The following is a 19,409-nucleotide window of genomic DNA, read 5'->3' as shown; positions in this document are numbered from 1 at the left end:
GCCGGGGAGTCAACCGATCGGCCGATAACCTCGGCGTAACCGCGGGCGTTAACGGCCGCGTTATGCGTCGCTGGGGAACCATGGAGGCGTGCGGATCCTGGTGGTCGAAGACGAGAAGATCCTGGCCGACGCGGTCGCCGAGTGGCTGCGGCGCGAGGCCTTCGCCGTCGACCTGGCCTACGACGGCGACGCCGCGCTCGAACGCCTGGGCGTCAACGAGTACGACGTGGTGGTGCTCGATCGGGATCTGCCCGTGGTGCACGGCGACGAGGTGTGCCGGGCGATCGTGGAATCGGATTCGCCGGCGCGCGTGCTCATGCTCACCGCCGCCGCGGGCGTCCGCGACCGGGTGGCCGGCCTGGGTCTCGGCGCCGACGACTACCTGCCGAAGCCGTTCGCGTTCGCGGAGCTGTCGGCGCGGGTGCACGCGCTTGTGCGGCGGGCCCGGCCGGCCGCGCCACCGGTCCTCGAACGGGCCGGTATCCGGCTCGATCCCGCCCGGCGCGAGGTCTTCCGCGACGGGCGGTACGTTCCGCTGGCCAACAAGGAGTTCGCGGTGCTGACCGAGCTGCTGCGGGCCGGGGGTTCGGTGGTCTCGGCCGAGCAGTTGCTGGAGAAGGCGTGGGACGAAAACATCGACCCGTTCACGAACGTGGTCCGGGTGACGGTGATGAAGCTGCGCCGGAAGCTGGGCGATCCGCAGGTGGTGGAGACCGTGCCAGGAGTGGGGTACCGAGTGCCATGAAGGGCTGGACGATCCGCCTGCGCCTGACCGTGCTGTTCGGCGGTTTGTTCTTTCTCGCCGGCGCGCTGCTGCTCGGGGTGACGTACTTCCTGGTGAACCAGCGCCTGGAGGACCGGGTCGGCCTCGACCGCAACAACCAGGTCATGGCCGAGTTCCGCTCTCAGCTCCAGACGCTGCCGCAGGACCCTCAGGCGTGGGAGACGATTCGCCAGGAGATCATGGCCGAGCAGGAGCGGTACCGCGAAGAGACCCTGGACTCGCTGCTCACCCAGGGCGCCGTCGCGCTGCTCGTGGTCGGTTTGGCCGCTGGTGGGTTCGGCTGGCTGGTGGCCGGCCGGGCGTTGCAGCCGCTGCAACGGATCACCGAGACGGCGCGCCGGATCGCGGGCGCCGACGGCGCGGGCCGGGGACTGCACGAGCGGATAGCCCTGGCCGGCCCGGGTGACGAGGTCAAGGAGCTGGCGGACACCTTCGACGTGATGCTGGAACGGCTGGACCGTTCGTTCGACGGCCAGCGCCGTTTCGTCGCCAACGCCTCGCACGAGCTGCGCACACCGCTGGCGCTCAACCGGGCACTCGTGGAGCTGGCGATTACCCGGCCGGAGGCCACGGCCGAGACCCGGCGGCTGGGCGAGTCGCTGCTGACCGTCAACGAGCGGCACGAGCGGCTGATCGACGGCCTGCTCACGCTCGCGGACGCCGAACAGGAGATCACCGAGCGGGCGCCCGTCGACCTGGCCGAGGTCGCCGCGCACGTGCTCGACCAGGCGACACCGGGCACGGTGGAGATCGTTCGCGACCTGCGCGCCGCCTCGACCGCGGGCGACGCGATCCTGTTGGAGCGGTTGACGCAGAACCTGGTGGAGAACGCCATCCGGCACAACGCGCCCGACGGTTGGCTCGCTGTCGCCACGAGTGTGGCGGACGGCCAGGCGTCGCTCACCGTGTCGAACACCGGGCCGGTGGTGCCTGGGTACGAGATCGAGGCGCTCTTCCAGCCGTTCCGCCGGCTGGGCCGGGAACGCACCGACGGCGGCCGCGGCTTTGGGCTCGGCCTGTCGATCGTGCGGGCGGTCGCGCGGGCGCACGGCGGCGACGCTCAGGCGGTGCCGCGGGAGGGTGGCGGGCTGGTGGTACAGGTCACGTTGCCCGCCAACTAAATTTACGACCGGTCGGTCTTATTTATCGTATGCTCCTGGCATGACAGTGGACGGCCGGGTGGCCCGCGGCGAGCGCACCCGCACGGCGGTGCTCGACCGGGCGGTCGCACTGGCCACCCAGGTGGGCCTCGACGGGCTTTCGCTCGGCCAGCTCGCCGAGACGCTCGGGGTGAGCAAGTCCGGGCTCTTCGCGCACTGGCGATCGAAACAGGATCTCCAGCTCGCCGCCGTCGAGCGGGCCCGGGAGCAGTGGACCGAGCACGTCATCGACCCGGCCCGGACGGCTCCGCGCGGGGTACGCCGGCTGTGGGCGCTACACATGGCCCGGCTCGACTTCTACTCGGCCAAGACCCTGCCGGGCGGCTGCTTCTTCGCCAATGCCAAGTTCGAATACAACGCCCGCTCCGGGCCGGTGTACGACCGCATCGCACAGACCCACGCCGAGTGGATGGAGTACATCGAGCTACTCGCGCGGCAGGCCATCGAGATTGGCGAGCTGCGGGAGGACACCGACGTTGCGGTGCTGGCGTACGAGATCGAGGCGGCCGGCGTCGCCGCTGTCATGCAGTTCCGCCTGCTCTCCCCCGAAGTCGTCCGTCCCCTCGCCACCCGCGCCGTACTGGAACGCCTGCGCGGGCTCTGCACCGATCCCACCCTGCTACCGGAGGCACAGGAATGACCCTCGCCCTCGAATATGGCCACGTCGAGCCGATCGCCGTGTACTTCGACGACCTCGACGCCATGGGCCTTGTGCACAACGCCAGATACGCGGTGCTGCTGGAGCGGGCGGTAGCCCCGTACTGGACCGCGCGCGGGCACTACTTCGACCACAACGGCCCGTCGACGCCCGACCTCGTCCACGCGGTACGCGAATTCAGCATCACGTACCTGCGGCCGATCCGGGGCGCGGGCGAGGTGCTGGTGCATTTCTGGCTCAACCACATGGGGCAGAGCAGCGCGGAGTACGGGTTCCGGTTTCTCTCCACCGACCGGCAGACCTGCTACGCCGAGGGGCGCCGCGCGATCGTCCGCCTCGATCCGGCGACCATGCGCCCGACGGCGTGGACAGAGTCCGCCCGCGAGATCGGCACGAGCCTGCTGAAGCACTAAAGGCGGAAGAACGACCGCATCATCGCCGCACACTCGGCTTCGAGCACGCCCGAGTACACCTCGGGCCGGTGGTTGAGACGGCGGTCGCGCACCACGTCCCACAGCGAGCCCACCGCGCCCGTCTTGGGTTCCCAGGCGCCGAAGACCACTGTGGACACCCTGGTCAGCACGAGCGCGCCGGCGCACATCGTGCACGGTTCCAGGGTCACGACCAGCGTGCAGCCCTCAAGCCGCCACTCGCCGAGCGCGGCGGCGGCCCGGCGCAGCGCCAGGATCTCGGCGTGCGCGGTGGGGTCGCCGGTCAACTCGCGCTCGTTGCGGCCGGTGGCGAGTTCGGTGCCGTCCGGCCCGTACACGACGGCCCCGACCGGGACGTCGTCGGCGCCTCCCGAGCCTGCGACGGCGAGTGCCCGGCGCATCCAAAGCTCGTGCAGCTCGCGGCGGCTCACTGTGCCTCCGGGTTCGCTCGGTCGGGCGGCGCTGAAGGCGACGCCTTCCCGCGCGCCGCGCACCGACTTCGTCGGCGCGTCGCTCGGTCCAGGCGCCGCCGCGCCACCTCCCTCGCTCACTGTGCCTCCGGGTTCGCTCGGTCGGGCGGCGCTGAAGGCGACGCCTTCCCGCGCGCCGCGCACCGACTTCATCGGCGCGTCGCTCGGTCCAGGCGCCGCCGCGCCACCTCCCTCGCTCACGCCTCGCGCAGCTCCTCGACCTCGTCGCCACAGCCGAGCACCTGGCACACCTCGGCCGTCACGTCGGCGGGCATCATGCCCTCGTGCGCGCACAGTTCGAGGAGCTGGTGCGAGCTGATGCCGAGATCTTTCAGCAGGTCCGCGTCGCCGACGGGCTCGACGTCGGGCTCGCTGGCCGGCGGCTCGTCTTCGTCGTCATCGGCGGGCACCGGCGGCTCGGTCACCTCGTCGATCTCCAGCGCGGGCGTCTCGATGTCGCCGAGAAGCAGCGCGCCGAGCCGGGACTCCTCCGCGAAGACCGAGTCAGACCCGAACAGTCGCAGGTCCTCGCCCTGGTCGAGACGGAGTATCGCCAGGTACAGGTCGTCGGCCTCGACGAAGAGCAACGACACGTCGGCGTCTGGATTGACGTCGCGCAGCTGGTCGGCCACCTCGTCGATGTCCGCCGCGCCAGTAAGATCAAGTTCAGCTGCGGTCCAGCCGTCCGAGCCGCGCACAACGGCAGCAGCGAAGTACGACACGGTCCCCCCAAGGTTGTCTGATACGCGTGACGGTAGCCGGTTATGTCGGTTACTGAGCGCGCAACGCCGCTGAGGGATAGCGCACGTCAGCCGGCCAGGCGCCGGCGCATCGCGATCAGCTCACGCAGGCGCTCACCGCGCCGCTGGGGTGGGCGCTCGCGGTCCCGCACCGACTTCGCGCTGGCTAGCTCGGCAAGGAGCTGCAACCGGCGGCGGCTTCGGTCGGGGTCGAGCCGCTGCACTGTCCAGACCATGTCGCGAGGGTGCCGAACCACGCTGGACTTCGTCAAGCCCGGGTGCGAGACGCAACGCGCCCGCCACACAGCGTTTACCGGAACGGCTGGTTACCAGAGCGGCCAGTCGCCGGTCATGCCCCAGCGAACAGCCACCGCCACCGCCGCGATCGACCAGGCCAGTCCAGTGGCGATCGCCACGCCAGCCGCCACGCCCCGGTCACCCAGGCGCGTCAAGATCCACGCGACCGCCCACGCGAACAGGCCGGCGAGGACCGTCCACGAGACGTAGCCGCGGAGATCACCGCCGAGAAGACCCAGGAAGAGCAGCCAGGCGACCCCCGCGCCCAGGCCGGCGGTCAGGCCCGCGGGCCGCACCCGGTGCGGCTCACGGTAGGTGGGGCGCGGTGGTCCCGACGGAAACAACCCCGATGGGGTACGCACCGGCGGCCGTGCCGGGTAGTGGTCGGCCATGACAGGAGCGTACCTATCTGCCAGGATGGCCGGGTGTTACGGGGACGGGTACACGCGTCGATGATCGTTCTGCTGTCAGCCGCACTGGTCGCTGGCTGCGCGAAGCAGGCGCCCGAAGAGGCGGCGCCACAGTGGGAAGGCGCCGGCAGCCTCACGCCGGCGCCCACGACGGTCGCGCCCACCACGGCCGCGCCGACGCCCTCGCCGACCCCGAGCGCGAGCAAGTCACCGAGCCCCAAGCCGTCGACGAGCAAGTCCACCTCCACGACGAGCGGGAAGTGGAAGTACGTCTTCCCCGTGTCGGCCAGCAACGTCGCGTACCACCCGACCCACTCGGCGTACCCGGCGACCGACATCTTCGCCGACTGCGGCGAGCCGGTCGTCGCCGTGACCGATGGCAAGGTGCTCGAGGTGAGCCGGGTCGACAAGTACAGCAAGAGCGGCGTCCAAGGGCCGAACAACGGCGGCCTGTCGGTGTCGCTGCTCGGTGACGACGGCGTGCGGTACTACGGCTCGCACCTCACCGTGGTGCAGAGCGGCATCGAGGCGGGCGTACGCGTCCGGGCCGGCCAGCGGCTCGGCACGGTCGGCAAGACCGGCAACGCCAACAACGTGTGCCACCTGCACTTCGGCATCTCTCCACCGTGCAAGCGCACCGGCGACTGGTGGCTCCGCCGGGGCGTCGTCTGGCCGGCCATGTACCTCGACGCGTGGCGCAAGAAGAGCAACAAGTCGCCGGTCGACAAGGTGAAGTCGTGGCAGAAGTCCAACGGCTGCCCGAGCGCGCCGTAAACCGCTAACCGAACTGGACGAAGCGCTCGCGCTGCGCGCCGTTGATGGCGGTGAACGCGCCGCCCGCCGCGACCTTCCGCAGGCTGGTGTGCACCGCCATCGTGAAGACGCCCTCGACGCCGTTGCCGTTCGCGCTCCAGGACAGCAGCGTGCCGCTGCTTGTGTCGGCGGCGCCCAGCTTGACCCGCCGGGTCTTTCCGTCCAGGCACTCCCCCTGGTATCCGGTCCGCGCCGACCGGCACACGTTGTCGAAGTGGCCACCGAAGTAGACGATCCCGTCGAGCACCGTCACGGCGTGCGGGTCGCCGTCCATCGTGAGGTTCCACCGGCTGGCGCCGTCGAGCCCGTACGCGACGACCCGCCCACCCGGGCCGCCGTGAGCCGCGTACACGGCTCCGCCGCTCACCGTGAGCCCGTGCGCGATGTCGGCGGGGCGGGCCCGGAAGCCGCTGTCGAGCTCGCCGGAGGCCGGGTGCACGGCCGCGAGCCGAGCCTGGCTCGTCCCGTTCACGGCGCCGAATTTGCCGCCGACGTAGACCCGGTCGGCCGTGGCCGCGACCGCCTCGACGGTGCTGTCGACGCTCGGCCGCCAGGTGCCGTCGAGCGCCCCGGTGCTCAGGCTGAACGCGGCCAGCCGGGACCGTGGCTGGCCGTCGACCAAGCTGATGTTGCCGCCGGCGTAGAGGCGACCGTTGGCGACGGCCAGCGAGTACGGCTGGCCGGAGAGGCTGTGCTTGAAACTGTGTACGGCGCCGGTGCTGGCGCTGAGCCGCGCCAGGCTGTCCCGGCGCGCTCCGCTGACGTACCCGAAGGCGCCGCCGATGTAGACGGACCCGCCGGAGACCGCGATGGCCCGGACGCGCGCGTCGGCGCTGGGTGCCCAGCCGCGCAGCGCCCCGGTGCGCACGTCGAAGGCGGCCAGGCGGTTGCGGGTGTACGAGCGGCCGTTGACGGTGGCGATCGTGAAGTCGCCGCCGACGTAGGCCGTCTCGCCCGCGTACGCGACCGCGTAGACGGTGCCGTTGAAGGTGGGTGCGGGATTCGGGGCGGCGGACACGGCCGCCGATGCCGGTCCGGCGATGACCAAACTAGCACTAAGCGCACTGATTGTTAGCAATGCGAATAATCCATTCCGGATAGCCACGAAATTACGCTAGCGCACGGGTAACAATGCGGGAGCGCTATGTGCGAGAGTCACCCCCGTGGACATCGCGGTTCTCGGGCTGGGACTCATCGGCGGCTCTGTGCTGCGCGCACTCGCCGCGGCCGGGCACGCCGTGCTCGGGTACGACGCCGACCCGGCCACCCGCGCGACCGCGCGTACCGCCGCGGCAAAGGCGCCGGCGCGCGCCCGCTGGCAGGTCGTGCCCACCGTGCGAGACGCGGTCGCCAAGGCCGAGCTGGTCGTGATCGCGGTGCCGCTGCCGGCGGTCGAGGGCGTTCTGATCGAGCTGGGCGGCACCGGATACCGCGGCCTGGTCACCGATGTCACCTCCGTCAAAGAACCGGTCCGCGAGCTCGTCAAGCGGCGGCTACCGCGGCTGGCCGGGTTCGTCGGCGGGCACCCGATGGCCGGCCGTGAAAAGTCCGGCTTCGCGGCTGCCGAAGCCGAGCTGTTCACCGGCTGCGCGTGGGTGCTCTGCCTGGAGCCGAAGGAGACCTCGCTGCCCGACTGGCTGCATCTGGCCGCCCTCTTCACCGGGCTCGGCGCCCGCGTGGTCCCGGCCACCGCCGCCGAGCACGACCGGGCCGTGGCGGCGGTCAGCCATGTACCCCATCTGCTGGCCTCGGCGCTGGCGGCGACCGCGGCGACCGACCCGCTCGCGGGCACGCTGGGAGCCGGATCTTTCCGCGACGGCACCCGGGTGGCGGCCAGCCGGCCCGAGCTGGTGGCCGCGATGTGCGGCGGCAACGCCGCAGCCGTGGCCCCGGCGCTCGACGCGGTGCTCGACGTCCTCGCGGGTGCCCGCGCCGCGCTCGACGAGCGCGACCCGATCTCGTCGCTGACCCGCTGGCTGGCGCCGGGAGCGGCCGCGCGTGCCGCCTGGCCGCCGCAACCGGGCAAGCCTTTGGACCTCCCGGCCCGCTCCGACGCTCTCCTGCGCCTCGGCAGAGCCGGCGGCTGGATAACGGCGGTGGCGGAGGACCGCCGCACGGTCACGGCCGTCAGACCCAACTCCTAATGTGGGACACATGAGCGCACGGGATCCGATTGCCGATCTGAAGCGGATCGCGTTCCTGCTGGAGCGGGCCAATGAGGCGAGCTACCGGGTGCGGGCGTTCCGGTCGGCGGCCAAGGCGCTCGCCGCCCTGCCCACCACCGAGGTCGCCAGCCGAGCGGCGGCCGGCACGCTCACCGACCTCAACGGCGTGGGCGACGTCACCGCCCGCTGCGTGACCGAGTCGCTGGCCGGCGAGGAGCCGGTATACCTGCGGCGGCTGCTGGCCACCGAGGGCGTCGACCTGGACGAGGCGGCGACCGCGCTGCGCACGGCCCTGCGCGGCGACTGCCACACGCACTCGGACTGGTCAGATGGCGGCTCCCCGATCGAGGAGATGGCGCTCGCGGCGGTCGAGCTGGGCCACGAGTACGTGGTGCTGACCGACCACTCCCCCCGGCTGACGGTCGCACGCGGCTTGACCGCCGACCGCCTGCGCAAGCAGCTCGACTACGTGGCAGCGGTCAACGACGCGCTGCCGGAGGGCTTTCGCATCCTGACCGGCATCGAGGTCGACATCCTCGCCGACGGCACGCTCGACCAGGAAGAGGAGCTACTCGCCCGGCTCGACGTGGTGGTCGCCTCGGTGCACAGCGGGCTGCGCGACGACAGTGCCCGGATGACGAAGCGGATGCTCACCGCTATCGCCAACCCGCACGTCGACATCCTGGGTCACTGCACCGGGCGCATGGTGGCAAACAGGCCAGCGGGCGTGACCGGGCCGGGCGACCGGGCGCACCGGCGCGGCGGCAAGACCCGGCCGCCCAGCGACTTCGACGCCGACGCGGTCTTCGCGGCGTGCGCCGAACACGACACGGCTGTCGAGATCAACTCTCGGCCGGAGCGGCAGGACCCGCCGAAACGGCTGCTCCGGCGGGCCATGGAAGCGGGCTGTCGCTTCGCGATCAACACCGACGCCCACGCGCCGGGTCAGCTCGACTGGCAGCGCTTCGGCTGTGAGCGGGCCGCCCTGTGCGGGGTGCCGGCCGATCGAGTGATCAATAGCTGGCCTGCTGAACGGGTTGTGGAATGGGCTCAGGGTCACGCCTGACCCGACCGCCCAGCAGCCCCTGCGACACCGCCACTCCAAGCAGCACGATGAGCGCCCCGACCGGCTGGTACCAGGTGACGCCCTCGCCGAGCGCGACGACGCCGACGACGGTGGAGACGATCGGGATGAGGTAGGTCACCGTCGAGGCGGTGGTCGCGCCGACGACCCGGATGTTGCGCATGTTGATGACGAACGCAAGGCCCGTGCCGAGGGCACCCAGCGCCAGCACGCTCGCGATCACATCCAGTGACAGCCCGGTGGGTGCGGGTGGGGCTCCGGCGAAGAGCGGCGCCACGATCGCCAACTGTGCGGTGGCGATCAGCAGCTGCACGGCCGACAGCGAGAGCCCCGACGCGGCGTGTCCGGCGACGAACTTCTTCTGGTACGGAATCGCGAGCCCGTAACAGGCCGCGGCGCCGAAGCACATGAGCTGGCCGGTCAGCTGGGCACCGCCGACGCCCTGCCAGACGCCGAGCACTGTCAGCACGCCCACAAAGCCGAGGCCGATGCCGACCGCGCGCCGCGTGTTCATCCGCTCGGTGCGAAACACCAGCACCGCCATGGGCAGCGCGACCAGCGGCGTGGTGGCGTTCCAGATGCCGGCGAGCACCGACGAGACACGCTCCTCGCCGAAGCCGAACAGGGTGAACGGCAGCGCCACACCGATCGCGGCGACCACCGTGAGATGTCCCCAGAGCCGCGGGTCGCGGGGCAGCCGCTGCCGGCCGACTGCCAGCACCACCAGCAGCGTGAGCGCGCCCGCGCCGACGCGGAAGAGCGTCAGGTAGAGCGGGTGCAGCTCGCGGACGCCGACCTTGATGAAGAGGAAACTGGCTCCCCAGATCACGGCCAGGGCCAGAAATCCGGGCAGGAAGCCACGCAGGTCTGGCTTGTCAGGAGTGATGGCGCTGTTCACTGCTGACACTCTGCCTCATGGATACGACATCGTCTCGCGACTTTCGGACCTTGGGCTTGCCGGTAACGGTTCAGCGGCTGGCCGCACGTTTTCACGTAAGGTCGCATGGTGGGACGAATCACTGACCTGGCGGACCGCTACGTCGACGAGTGGGCGCCGCTCAACCCGACCGGCGCCACGTATGCCGGGATCGCCGGCTTCGACGACCAACTAGACGACCTTTCGCCGGAGGGCTTCGCCGCCTTCGCCGACCTGACCCGGCGCACGCTTGCCAACCTCGCCGCGACCGCACCCGACGACGAGCCTGAACGGGTCGCCAAAGAGGCGATGGAGGAGCGGCTGAAGCTCCAGCTCGCGCGGTACGAGGCCGGTGAGACGGCCAGCGAGATCAGCGTGATCAGCAGCGCGGTACACGGGCTGCGGCAGATCTTCGACCTCATGCCGACTCAGGGCGAGGAGGCGATCGCCAACATCGCCGCCCGGCTCGCGAAATTCGCCGGCGCTGTGGAGCAGTACAAGCAGACGCTGCGTGCCGCCGCCGACGAGGATCACGTGAGCCCCCGCGCGCAGATGCTCGAGGTCGCCAAGCAGTGCGACGTGTGGACCGACCCGGAGCGCGACAACTTCTTCCACGGCCTGGTCGACAAGTTGAAGGCCGGCGAGGCGCTGACCGCCGACCTTCGGCGCGGCGCCGCGGCCGCGACCGCCGCGACGGCGCAGTTCGCCCAGTTCCTGCGCGACGAGCTGGCACCGCGGGGCCGCGCGAAGCAGGCCGCCGGCCGCGAGCGGTACCAGCTGGCCTCCCGCTACTTCCTGGGTGCCACCATCGACCTGGACGAGACGTACGCGTGGGGCTTCGAAGAGCTGGCCCGGCTGGAAGCCGACATGCGCACGGTGGCCGCCCGCATCGCCGGGCCCGGCGCCACCGTCGACCAGGCGGTCGCCGCGCTCGACGCCGACCCGGCCCGCAACATCCAGGGCAAGGAAGCGTTCCGGGACTGGATGCAGGCGCTCGCCGACAAGGCGGTCGCCGAGCTGGCCGGCACCCACTTCGACATCCCCGAGCAGGTACGCCGCATCGAGTGCTGCCTCGCGCCCACGAGCGACGGTGGCATCTACTACACCGGCCCGAGCGAAGACTTCACCCGTCCCGGGCGGATGTGGTGGGCGGTGCCCGAGGGCATCAACGAGTTCTCCACCTGGCGCGAGGTCACGACCGTGTACCACGAGGGCGTGCCCGGTCACCACCTTCAGATCGCGCAGACCCTGGTGCGTGCCGAGCTGCTGAACCGCTGGCAGCGGCTGCTGAGCTGGAGCTCCGGGCACGGCGAGGGCTGGGCCTTGTACGCCGAGCGCCTCATGGACGACCTGGGCTACCTGGAAGACGCGGGCGACAAGCTCGGCATGCTCGACGGGCAGGCGTTCCGGGCCGCCCGGGTGATCGTCGACATCGGCATGCACCTGGAGCTTCCGATCCCGCGCGACAACCCGTTCGGCTTTCATCCCGGCGAGCGGTGGACGCCCGAGCTGGGCTGGGAGTTCATGCGCGCCCACTGCCGAGTGCCGGACGAAAACCTGCGCTTCGAGCTCAACCGCTATCTCGGCTGGCCGGGGCAGGCGCCCGCGTACAAGGTCGGTGAGCGGATCTGGCTGCAGGCCCGTGAGGATGCCAAGGCGCGTAAGGGCGCCGCGTTCAGCCTCAAGGACTTCCACCGCGACGCCCTGAACCTGGGCTCGCTCGGCCTCGACCCGTTCAAGGCGGCGATGGCCCGCATCTGACGGAAATGACGAACGGGCCGGCGCCGCACGGGGGAAGCAGCACCGGCCCGTTCGCCCGTGGGAACGGGGCCCAGTATGGCGACTCCGTTTACAGGGTGTTCAGCAGATCCGGGGCCTCGAGCTTGTCGCAGTCCACATAGGTCAGTTGCACGTTGATCTTCGTGTAGAACACCGGGATCGGCAGCTCCAGCTCCTCGGGTAGGGGCGGAAGCGACTCGGGCGTGTACACCTGCGGCAGCACGCCGAGCAGGTTGCCCTCGAAGCGCGGGGTGAAGAACCGGACGTTGCCCTCGACGGTCAGCGCGCTGCTCTTCAGCGACATCGTGCGGCCACCACTGAGGATCGTGGGCACCAGCTCGAAGTCGTCGGTGGTCGACTTCGTCATCGAGAATTGGAGCACCTTCTGCGTGCCGCCGTCGGCGGTGGGCAGGTTGGTCACGCCCTCGAACTTGAGGTTCCACATGGTCAGCTTGGTGCCGGTCATGCGGGACGGTGTCTCGTTGATGTCGGGGATGTCGCCGGGCGCAGCGAGCGGCTTGAGTCGCGGGTCGTCCTTCGCCGGGTCCTTTCCGCCGTTGGAGTCGCCAGGCTTCGGGGTACACGAAGGCGCCGGCTTGGTGGGTGACGCAGGGGCGGAGGCCGAGGCGGAGGGGGATGCCGACGCCGAAGGAGTCGGCTCGGCCTTGCTGTCGCCGATGCCGAAGAGGTCGCCGATCCCATCCAGGATGTCCGTGACGATGTTGCCGCCGTCTTCGGATGACTCGCTCGGGGACGGCGTCGGCGTCGGCGCGGGGGTCGCCGTGGCGCCGCCGGACGGGGTTGGCTTGGGCTTCGTCGGCGTGGACGCGGCGGGCGGGCACGGTGCCGCCTGGGCGGCGGTGGCGCCATGCCCGATGACCACTCCGGCCGCGCCGAGGCTGAGCAGCAGCAGTAGCGCGATCACGAACAGGTGCGGGCTCCGCCGCTGCGGCGGCAGCTCGCCGGTGGTCTCGGCGTCCGGCGAGCCGTCGAGCAGATTGTCGACCGAGGTGTGCTCAGGTGCCGGCGGCTCTTCAGTGGGCTCCGGCGATGGGGTCGCCCGCGTGACCGGCGTCCAAGCGAAACCGAGCGCGGTGCCGATCATGCCGAGCAGCAGCCCGATCAGGAACCCGCCGAGGTTGACGGCGACCAGCGAGAACACCGCGGTCATCGCGCCCACGACCGAGTAGAACATCCGCTGCTGCGGGGTGAACCACATCAGCAGGCCACACAGAGCCAGGATCGTGGGGATCAGCCAGGACAGGAACCCGGTGGGCCCCATCTGGAAGGTGAGGCCGCCCAGGCTCATCTGCGTCGTGCCGAAGATCTCCAAGCCGGCGAGCAGCGTGAACAGGCCACCCCAGAACGGCCTCGACCGCCGCCACCGGGTGAACGACCGCCAGAAGCGGACGAACCCGCCTGCGCTCGCGTGCTGTGGTGTCGCGGGTGTCGCGGTCACCAACTCCTCCAGATCAGAAACATTCCTTGGCGTCGGCACCCACGTTGACCTTGAGCTTCAGCCCGTTGAGGGTGAAGGTGCCGGCCGTGGTCGACCACGCGACCTGACGGAGATCCTCGATCACGACCCGGTCGGCCCGCTGCCCGAAGGCGCCGACCTGGCCACCGAGGTCCGAGGCGTCCCGGCCGATCTGGATGTTGGTGAACGTGGCGTCGCCCTCCAGTTCGGTCACGTCGAGCAGGAGGTCGCTCGCGGTCGCCGGGTTGCCGCCACCACCGGCGTTGATCGTGAGTACGACCGGCATGTTCGGCACCTTCACCGACTGGCACAGGTCGTACAGTTTGGCGCTCGCGACTGCCGACACCGCCACAGGGTGCTGCTCGCCGGTCGCCTTTTCGGTGACCATGCCGCCGTACTGGGCGAAGCCCGTGCCGTCGAGCTTGGAGGCCGAGACCTTGAAGGTCTGGCCGGAGACGGCGAAGGAGGCGGCGATGGCGCCGTTGGCCATACCGAAGACGATGGCACCGGCGAGCGCGGTCGACGGAAGCAGCAGCGCGGCGAATCTCCGCCATCTGACGCGTCCCTGCACCAGACCGCCCTGCGGATCCTTCACGAGGTTCTCCTTACGAGATTCTGGGGGGCCGCACTGTATTACCAGGCGGTAGCAAGCGGTGGGGCTGATGTTGCCCCGTAGCGACGCGTGTCACAAGACCCTTGCTACTAGCTGGTAACCGAAAAGTCGCGCGCGGACTGCGTGACCATGCGGTGCGCGGAATCGACTTTCCGGCAAATCACCCCAAAGACCTCTGCGTGTCGCACGCTGGGTAGTGATGAACGGCTACGTCACGATTGCGTAACGGAGCCGTTCACGCGATCGAGGGCGGAGGCAAGCGCCTCCGCCCTCGATCCGGCCGCTGCCTCTTAGGCGGCCGCCGCCAGCAGTGCACCCGCGGGGCGCAGCGCCAGCTCCAGTACGTCGGCCACGTCGCCGACCACATGGATCGTGAGTGCGCTCCGCACGCTCTCCGGCAGGTCGTCGAGGTCCGGCTCGTTGCGGGCCGGGATGATCACCTCGGTCAGACCGGCGCGGTGCGCGGCGAGCAACTTCTGCTTCACGCCGCCGATTGGCAGTACCCGGCCGGCAAGCGTGACCTCACCCGTCATGCCGATCTCGGGGCGCACCGGGCGCCCGGAGATCAGCGACGCCAGCGCGGTTACCGTCGTGATGCCGGCGCTGGGCCCGTCCTTCGGCACCGCCCCGGCGGGGAAGTGCACGTGAATCCGCCGCTTCGCCAGCGCGCCCACATCGATGCCCAGCTCCGCGCCGTGCGAGCGAAGGTAGGACAGCGCGATCTGCGCCGACTCCTTCATCACGTCGCCGAGCTGGCCGGTCAGCACCAGGCCGGGCTCACCCTCCATCGCGGTCGCCTCGATGAAGAGCACCTCACCGCCGGCGCCGGTGACGGCCAGGCCGGTCGCCACGCCCGGCACCCCGGTGCGCTCCGCCGACTCGGGCGTGAAGCGCGGCCGGCCCAGGTACGTGCTGAGGTTGCCCGCGTCGACGCGTACCGGATCGCCACCGGACGCGAGACGGACCGCGACCTTCCGCAGTACGCGAGCTAGCGCGCGTTCGAGCTGGCGCACCCCCGCCTCCCGGGTGTGCTCGGCGGCGATCGCCCGCAGGGCGTCGTCGTCGACGCCGACCTCGTCTGCCGTCAGGCCGGCGCGCTCGATCTGCCTGGGCAGCAGGTGGTCACGCGCGATGGCCACCTTCTCCTCCTCGGTGTACCCGTCCAGGGTCACCAGTTCCATCCGGTCGAGCAGCGGGCCGGGGATGGTGTCCACCACGTTCGCGGTGGCGAGGAAGAGCACGTCCGAGAGGTCCAGGTCGACCTCGAGGTAGTGGTCGCGGAACGTGTGGTTCTGCGCCGGGTCGAGCACCTCCAGCAGCGCCGCGGCCGGATCACCCGCGAAGCCCACCGACAGCTTGTCGACCTCGTCGAGCAGCACGACCGGGTTCATCGAGCCGGCCTCGCGCAGGGCCCGCACGATGCGACCGGGCAGCGCGCCGACGTACGTGCGCCGGTGGCCGCGGATCTCCGCCTCGTCGCGGATGCCGCCGAGCGACACCCGGACGAACTTTCGCCCGAGCGCGCGGGCGACCGACTCGCCGAGGCTGGTCTTGCCGACCCCGGGCGGGCCGGCGAGGGCCAGCACGGCGCCGGAGCCGCGCCCGCCGACCACGTGCAGGCCGCGCGAGGCTCGCCGGTTGCGCACCGCGAGGTACTCCAGGATGCGGTCCTTCACGTCCTCCAGGCCGGCGTGGTCGGCGTCGAGCACCGTCCGCGCTTCAACCAGGTCGGTGTTGTCTTCGGTACGGGTGCTCCACGGCATGTCGAGCACCGTGTCGAGCCACGTCCGGATCCAGCCAACCTCGGGCGACGCGTCGCTGGCCCGTTCGAGCTTGTCGACCTCGCGCAGTGCCGCCTCGCGCACCTTCTCGGGCAGGTCGGCGGCCTCGACCCGGGTCCGGTAGTCGGCGGAGCCCTCCGGCTCGTCCTCGCCGAGCTCCTTGCGGATCGCCGCGAGCTGCTGCCGGAGCAGGAACTCCCGCTGCGACTTCTCGAGGCCCTCGCGGACGTCGTCGTTGATCTTCTCGGCGACCTCCTGCTCGGCCACGTGCTCGCGCGCCCAGCCGACCAGCAGTTCCAGCCTGGCGGTCACGTCCGGCGCGGTGAGCAGCTCGACCTTCTGCTGGTCGGAGAGCCACGGCGCGTACCCAGCGGAGTCCGCCAGCTCGGCGGGGTCGGTCATCCGCTCGACGGCGTCGATGACCTGCCAGGCGCCGCGGCGCTGGAGCAGCGACGTCACCAGGGTCTTGTACTCGCGGGCCAGCTCGCGCGTCTTTCCTGTGACAGGCGGCTCGGTGAGCTCAGCCGCCTCGACCCAGAGCGCCGCGCCGGGCCCCGGCACGCCGGAGCCGATGCGGGCGCGTGCGATGCCTCGGATCACCGCGGCTGGCTCGCCGGTGGGCAGCCGGCCCACCTTCTCGATCGTGGCTATGGTGCCCACGGAGCCGTACTCGCCATCCAGGCGCGGCACCGCGAGGAGCTTTTTCTCGCTTGAGGTACGGGCGGCGTCGATGGCCGCCTGCGTCGTCTGATCCAGGGTGACCGGGATGACCATGCCGGGCAGCAGGACCGCGTCGGTCAACGGCAGGACCGGGAGAGTCGTCATTGCGTAACCCCGATTCGTAGTTGAGCTTGTTCGGCTCAAGTTACGAACGGTGCGTTATGTTCCTTCTTGTGACTGCCGTCACGCGGCGGCCGAAGCGGGGGCGAACCGGCGCCTCGTGCTGAGCAGCACCACCCAGCCGATGCTCAGACCGATCGTGATCGTGGCGGCCATCGTCACGAGGTCGTTGGCGAAGAGCCCGCCGACCGCCTGCCCGATCAGGCCGAGCGCCACGTACAGCCCGGCCCACATCGCCGCGCCCAGCGCCGCCGAGAGGATGAACCGGCGGTACGGCATCCGGAGCCCGCCCGCGGCGAGCGGCATCAGCGCGTTCAGCACCGGAAGGAACGGAGCGGCGATCACGATGCCGGAGCCGTTCTGCCGCAGCGCCCGCTCGGCCGCGACCCAGCGGGCCTCACCGATCCACCGGCCCAGCCGCCCCCGCCGAATGCGGTCCCCCAGGTGGCGGCCGGCCATGAAGGTCAGCGACCAGCCGGCCAGGCAGCCGGCCACCACCCCGAAGAGCACCCCACCGCCGCTCATCGGCCCCCGTGCGCCGACCGCAGCCAGCACCATGACGTCGCCCGGCACCAGGACACCCACCAGCGGGATCGCGTCGAGCAGCATGATCGCGCTCAGCGCCACCATCACGACTCCCGTCGGGAGATCCCCGATCCACCCCAGCAATTCCGTCATGTCCATGACGCTATGGGCGCGGGCCGCTTTGGACATCAGGGCCGAAGCCCCGAACCTGACCCTAGATCCAACCCTGACGCGATCTCGGGGTAGACCCTTTATTGGGTCAGCGCGGACGCCCCGCATCGACTAGCGTGAGGCGACTTGCGCGCGTGGTCCACAGTAGATTCGCGCGCCTTCGTTCACTTCGGGGGTTTACCTTGCGTTTGTTTGCCGGTGCCGTCACTGGCATCGCGACCGCGGCAGCGGTCCTCATCCCTACAGCGGCGCAAGCCGCCGCGCCGTACACGGCCTTCACCGTCAACGGCGCACCTAACTCGTACGTACTTCCTGGCGGCAGCCGGGTCTTCGACGCCACCAACTCGACCATCGCACTCCAGTCGTACACCGAGGGCGGGATGCGCCTCAGCGCCTCGGCCTCGGGCAACAGTTGGGGAATGTCCATCATTCCGCCTACCGGCGCGCAGTTCGCGGTCGGCACGCGCTACGACGCATCGTGGCCAGCCGACGGGAGCCACGCTGGCCTGAACCTCGGCGGAGAAGGCCGTGGCTGCGGCACGGCCGATGGCTGGATCACCATCAAGGAACTGGTCCGCGATACGGACACGAACGCGGTCACGTCGTTCGCCGCCTCGTACGGCCTCCGGTGTGACACCGCCCTCGCTGCGAACACCGGCGAGATCCGGTACAACTCGACCCTCGGGTACAGCGGTGTCACCCTCAACCCCGACAGCCTCAGCTACGGCTACTCGGAGCTCACCCCGGACGGTCCACAGAAGACCGTCACGGTGACGGCGGGCGGCAGCGATTCGACCACGTTCGATCAGGCGCAGCTCATCGGCGCCCACCCGCGCGACTTCGCCGTGGTGACCGACGGCTGCGCCGGTAAGACGCTTAACCCTGGCCAGACCTGCTCGGTGACGGTCAAGACGACGCCCCGCCAGACCGGCTCGCGGACCGCGTCCGTGTTGCTGCCGACCGGTGACGGTGCCGGGCCCACGATCAGCCTGCACGTCGAGGGGTTCATCGGGGCGGTGGGCACCTACTACCCGCGCACGCCGGCCCGTCTCATGGACACCCGCAACGGCACCGGTGTCCGCAAAGGCGTGCTCGGCAAGCAGAGCACAGTTTCCCTTCAGGTCACCGGGCGCGGCGGCGTGCCGTCCACCGGCGTCTCCGCGGTCGTGCTGAACGTGACCGTGACGTCACCGACGTGGGCCAGCTATCTCACCGCCTACCCCACCGGCCAGTCCCGCCCCACCGCCTCGAACTTGAACTACCCCAAGGGCTGGACGGGCGCCAACTCGGTGACCGTACCGGTCGGCGCGGGCGGCAAGGTGGACTTCTACAACCACAGCGGTTCGACCCACGTGATCGCCGATGTGGTGGGCTTCTACGCCGGTTCAAGCTCCGTGATGTCGAGCCTTGGCACCGGCAACGAGCTCATCCGCACCGTGCCCAGCCGCCTCATGGACACCCGCACCGACGGGGACGGCAAGCTGCCCGGCGGCTACTGGATCCGGCAGGCTGTCGACTACGGCGAATGGAACTCGTTCATCCAGGCGTTCGCGGTCAACATCACCGCGGTCAGCCCCGGCGGGCATGGGTATCTGTCGGCCTGGAACGGCGCGGGCGACCCACCGAACACCTCGACGCTCAACTTCTCGCCCGGCACGACCGTCCCCAACATGGCCATCGTGCCGGTGCAGACGTGCTACGAGAGCTGGTGCTACGGCATGCCGATGTACGGGGTCTACAACGGCTCCAACGCCGGCACGCACATCGTGGTCGACATCGTCGGGTTCTTCGAGACGCGCAGCGACGTCAGCGGCCTGCGGTTCAAGCCGATCAAGCCGACCCGCATCGCCGACTCGCGGATCGCTCAGGGCCTCCCCGGCGCTGTCGGTGCCGGCGTGACGGCCACGGTCACCACGCCAAGCACGATCGCCGGGCCTGACACTCTCGGGCTGTCGCTCAACGTCACGGCGGTCTCCCCGACGGCCAACACCTACGTGACGGTCTGGCCGGCTGGCGTCTCCGGCATCGGTCGCCCCGGCGTCAGCAGCCTCAACCCGTCAAAGGGTCAGATCGTACCGAACGCCGTTATCACCGGCATCGGCCCGGAGGACGCGTTCCACGTCTACAACAACATGGGCTCGACGCATATCCTGGTCGACGTCGCCGGCACGTACGACCTGCCGTGGGGCTCGGGTACGGCGATCGGCGCTGGACTCCGGCCCGGGACGCAGGCGCCGACTCTCGGAACCACTACCGTCTCTCGACGGTCGGGGCCCTAGTTCAACGGCGGGGACG

General features: G+C 70.4%; 19 protein-coding genes. 9 read left to right on the top strand and 10 right to left on the bottom strand.

The annotated features are described in order from the left end of the window. Positions 1-88 precede the first annotated feature (88 nt). From V6V89_RS09525 to V6V89_RS09510, 4 genes are read left to right on the top strand one after another with little or no spacing between them, the layout of a single operon-like run. Complete coding sequence (locus tag V6V89_RS09525; RefSeq protein WP_334618635.1) at positions 89-745, top strand: response regulator transcription factor; 657 nt, start codon at positions 89-91, stop codon at positions 743-745. Continuing rightward, complete coding sequence (locus tag V6V89_RS09520; RefSeq protein WP_334618634.1) at positions 742-1,905, top strand: sensor histidine kinase; 1,164 nt, start codon at positions 742-744, stop codon at positions 1,903-1,905. Before V6V89_RS09525 ends, V6V89_RS09520 begins: the two co-directional genes overlap by 4 nt. Before the next feature lie 40 nt (positions 1,906-1,945). Further along, complete coding sequence (locus tag V6V89_RS09515; RefSeq protein ID WP_334618633.1) at positions 1,946-2,584, top strand: TetR/AcrR family transcriptional regulator; 639 nt, start codon at positions 1,946-1,948, stop codon at positions 2,582-2,584. Next, the gene (locus V6V89_RS09510) at positions 2,581-3,015 is read left to right on the top strand and encodes an acyl-CoA thioesterase (RefSeq protein WP_334618632.1); all 435 of its coding nucleotides are present in this window, start codon (positions 2,581-2,583) and stop codon (positions 3,013-3,015) included. The genes V6V89_RS09515 and V6V89_RS09510 overlap by 4 nt, the downstream gene beginning before the upstream one ends. Here the strand turns inward: V6V89_RS09510 and V6V89_RS09505 are convergent. The 4 genes from V6V89_RS09505 to V6V89_RS09490 all read right to left on the bottom strand — a co-directional run bounded on the left by V6V89_RS09505 (position 3,012) and on the right by V6V89_RS09490 (position 4,932). Continuing rightward, the gene (locus V6V89_RS09505) at positions 3,012-3,434 is read right to left on the bottom strand and encodes a nucleoside deaminase (RefSeq protein ID WP_334618658.1); all 423 of its coding nucleotides are present in this window, start codon (positions 3,432-3,434) and stop codon (positions 3,012-3,014) included. The two genes, V6V89_RS09510 and V6V89_RS09505, sit on opposite strands and share 4 nt — an antisense overlap. 266 nt (positions 3,435-3,700) lie before the next feature. Further along, on the bottom strand, positions 3,701-4,225 hold the full coding sequence (locus tag V6V89_RS09500; RefSeq protein ID WP_334618631.1) for a tRNA adenosine deaminase-associated protein: 525 nt from the start codon (positions 4,223-4,225) through the stop codon (positions 3,701-3,703). An 86-nt stretch (positions 4,226-4,311) separates the two neighbouring features. Then, complete coding sequence (locus tag V6V89_RS09495; protein ID WP_334618630.1) at positions 4,312-4,479, bottom strand: hypothetical protein; 168 nt, start codon at positions 4,477-4,479, stop codon at positions 4,312-4,314. 90 nt (positions 4,480-4,569) lie between these two features. Continuing rightward, positions 4,570-4,932, bottom strand: coding sequence for a hypothetical protein (locus V6V89_RS09490; protein ID WP_334618629.1), 363 nt, complete (start codon positions 4,930-4,932; stop codon positions 4,570-4,572). Positions 4,933-4,992: 60 nt separating this feature from the next. Between V6V89_RS09490 and V6V89_RS09485 the strand changes: the two genes are divergently transcribed. Next, positions 4,993-5,724: a M23 family metallopeptidase gene (locus tag V6V89_RS09485; protein WP_334618628.1), complete on the top strand. Its 732-nt coding sequence runs from the start codon at positions 4,993-4,995 to the stop codon at positions 5,722-5,724. Between the two features lie 4 nt (positions 5,725-5,728). On the opposite strand, the gene V6V89_RS09480 is transcribed toward V6V89_RS09485, so the two are convergent. Further along, the gene (locus V6V89_RS09480) at positions 5,729-6,781 is read right to left on the bottom strand and encodes a hypothetical protein (RefSeq protein ID WP_334618627.1); all 1,053 of its coding nucleotides are present in this window, start codon (positions 6,779-6,781) and stop codon (positions 5,729-5,731) included. A 145-nt stretch (positions 6,782-6,926) separates the two neighbouring features. On the opposite strand from V6V89_RS09480, the gene V6V89_RS09475 reads away from it, so the two are divergent. Next, positions 6,927-7,907, top strand: a complete 981-nt coding sequence (locus V6V89_RS09475; RefSeq protein WP_334618626.1) for a prephenate dehydrogenase — start codon at positions 6,927-6,929, stop codon at positions 7,905-7,907. 10 nt (positions 7,908-7,917) lie between these two features. Then, positions 7,918-8,994, top strand: coding sequence for a PHP domain-containing protein (locus V6V89_RS09470; protein WP_334618625.1), 1,077 nt, complete (start codon positions 7,918-7,920; stop codon positions 8,992-8,994). Here V6V89_RS09470 and V6V89_RS09465 read toward each other — a convergent pair. Next, complete coding sequence (locus tag V6V89_RS09465; RefSeq protein WP_334618624.1) at positions 8,942-9,910, bottom strand: DMT family transporter; 969 nt, start codon at positions 9,908-9,910, stop codon at positions 8,942-8,944. The genes V6V89_RS09470 and V6V89_RS09465 overlap by 53 nt on opposite strands. 108 nt (positions 9,911-10,018) lie before the next feature. Here V6V89_RS09465 and V6V89_RS09460 point away from each other — a divergent pair, with 108 nt between their 5' ends. After that, a complete protein-coding gene (locus V6V89_RS09460; RefSeq protein WP_334618623.1) occupies positions 10,019-11,689 on the top strand; it encodes a DUF885 domain-containing protein in 1,671 nt (556 codons plus the stop codon). Between the two features lie 88 nt (positions 11,690-11,777). Here the strand turns inward: V6V89_RS09460 and V6V89_RS09455 are convergent, their stop codons facing one another. The 4 genes from V6V89_RS09455 to V6V89_RS09440 all read right to left on the bottom strand — a co-directional run bounded on the left by V6V89_RS09455 (position 11,778) and on the right by V6V89_RS09440 (position 17,096). Next, positions 11,778-13,166 carry a DUF6114 domain-containing protein gene (locus V6V89_RS09455; RefSeq protein ID WP_334618622.1) on the bottom strand — a complete coding sequence of 463 codons (1,389 nt, stop codon included), beginning with the start codon at positions 13,164-13,166 and terminating at the stop codon, positions 11,778-11,780. Positions 13,167-13,179: 13 nt separating this feature from the next. Beyond that, positions 13,180-13,779 (bottom strand): DUF6230 family protein, encoded by a 600-nt coding sequence (locus V6V89_RS09450; RefSeq protein ID WP_334618621.1) that lies wholly within the window; start codon positions 13,777-13,779, stop codon positions 13,180-13,182. Positions 13,780-14,087: 308 nt separating this feature from the next. Beyond that, positions 14,088-16,403: an endopeptidase La gene (lon, locus tag V6V89_RS09445; RefSeq protein ID WP_334618620.1), complete on the bottom strand. Its 2,316-nt coding sequence runs from the start codon at positions 16,401-16,403 to the stop codon at positions 14,088-14,090. Between the two features lie 78 nt (positions 16,404-16,481). Next, complete coding sequence (locus tag V6V89_RS09440; protein ID WP_334618619.1) at positions 16,482-17,096, bottom strand: DedA family protein; 615 nt, start codon at positions 17,094-17,096, stop codon at positions 16,482-16,484. Positions 17,097-17,296: 200 nt separating this feature from the next. On the opposite strand from V6V89_RS09440, the gene V6V89_RS09435 reads away from it, so the two are divergent. After that, a complete protein-coding gene (locus V6V89_RS09435; protein WP_334618618.1) occupies positions 17,297-19,393 on the top strand; it encodes a choice-of-anchor D domain-containing protein in 2,097 nt (698 codons plus the stop codon). The last annotated feature ends 16 nt before the right edge of the window (positions 19,394-19,409 follow it).

This window comes from Micromonospora sp. CPCC 206061, from assembly GCF_036906915.1.
GTDB lineage: Bacteria > Actinomycetota > Actinomycetes > Mycobacteriales > Micromonosporaceae > Phytohabitans.
The sequence above is the reverse complement of the archived record's forward strand: the minus strand, read 5'-3'. Positions and strand labels throughout refer to the sequence as shown.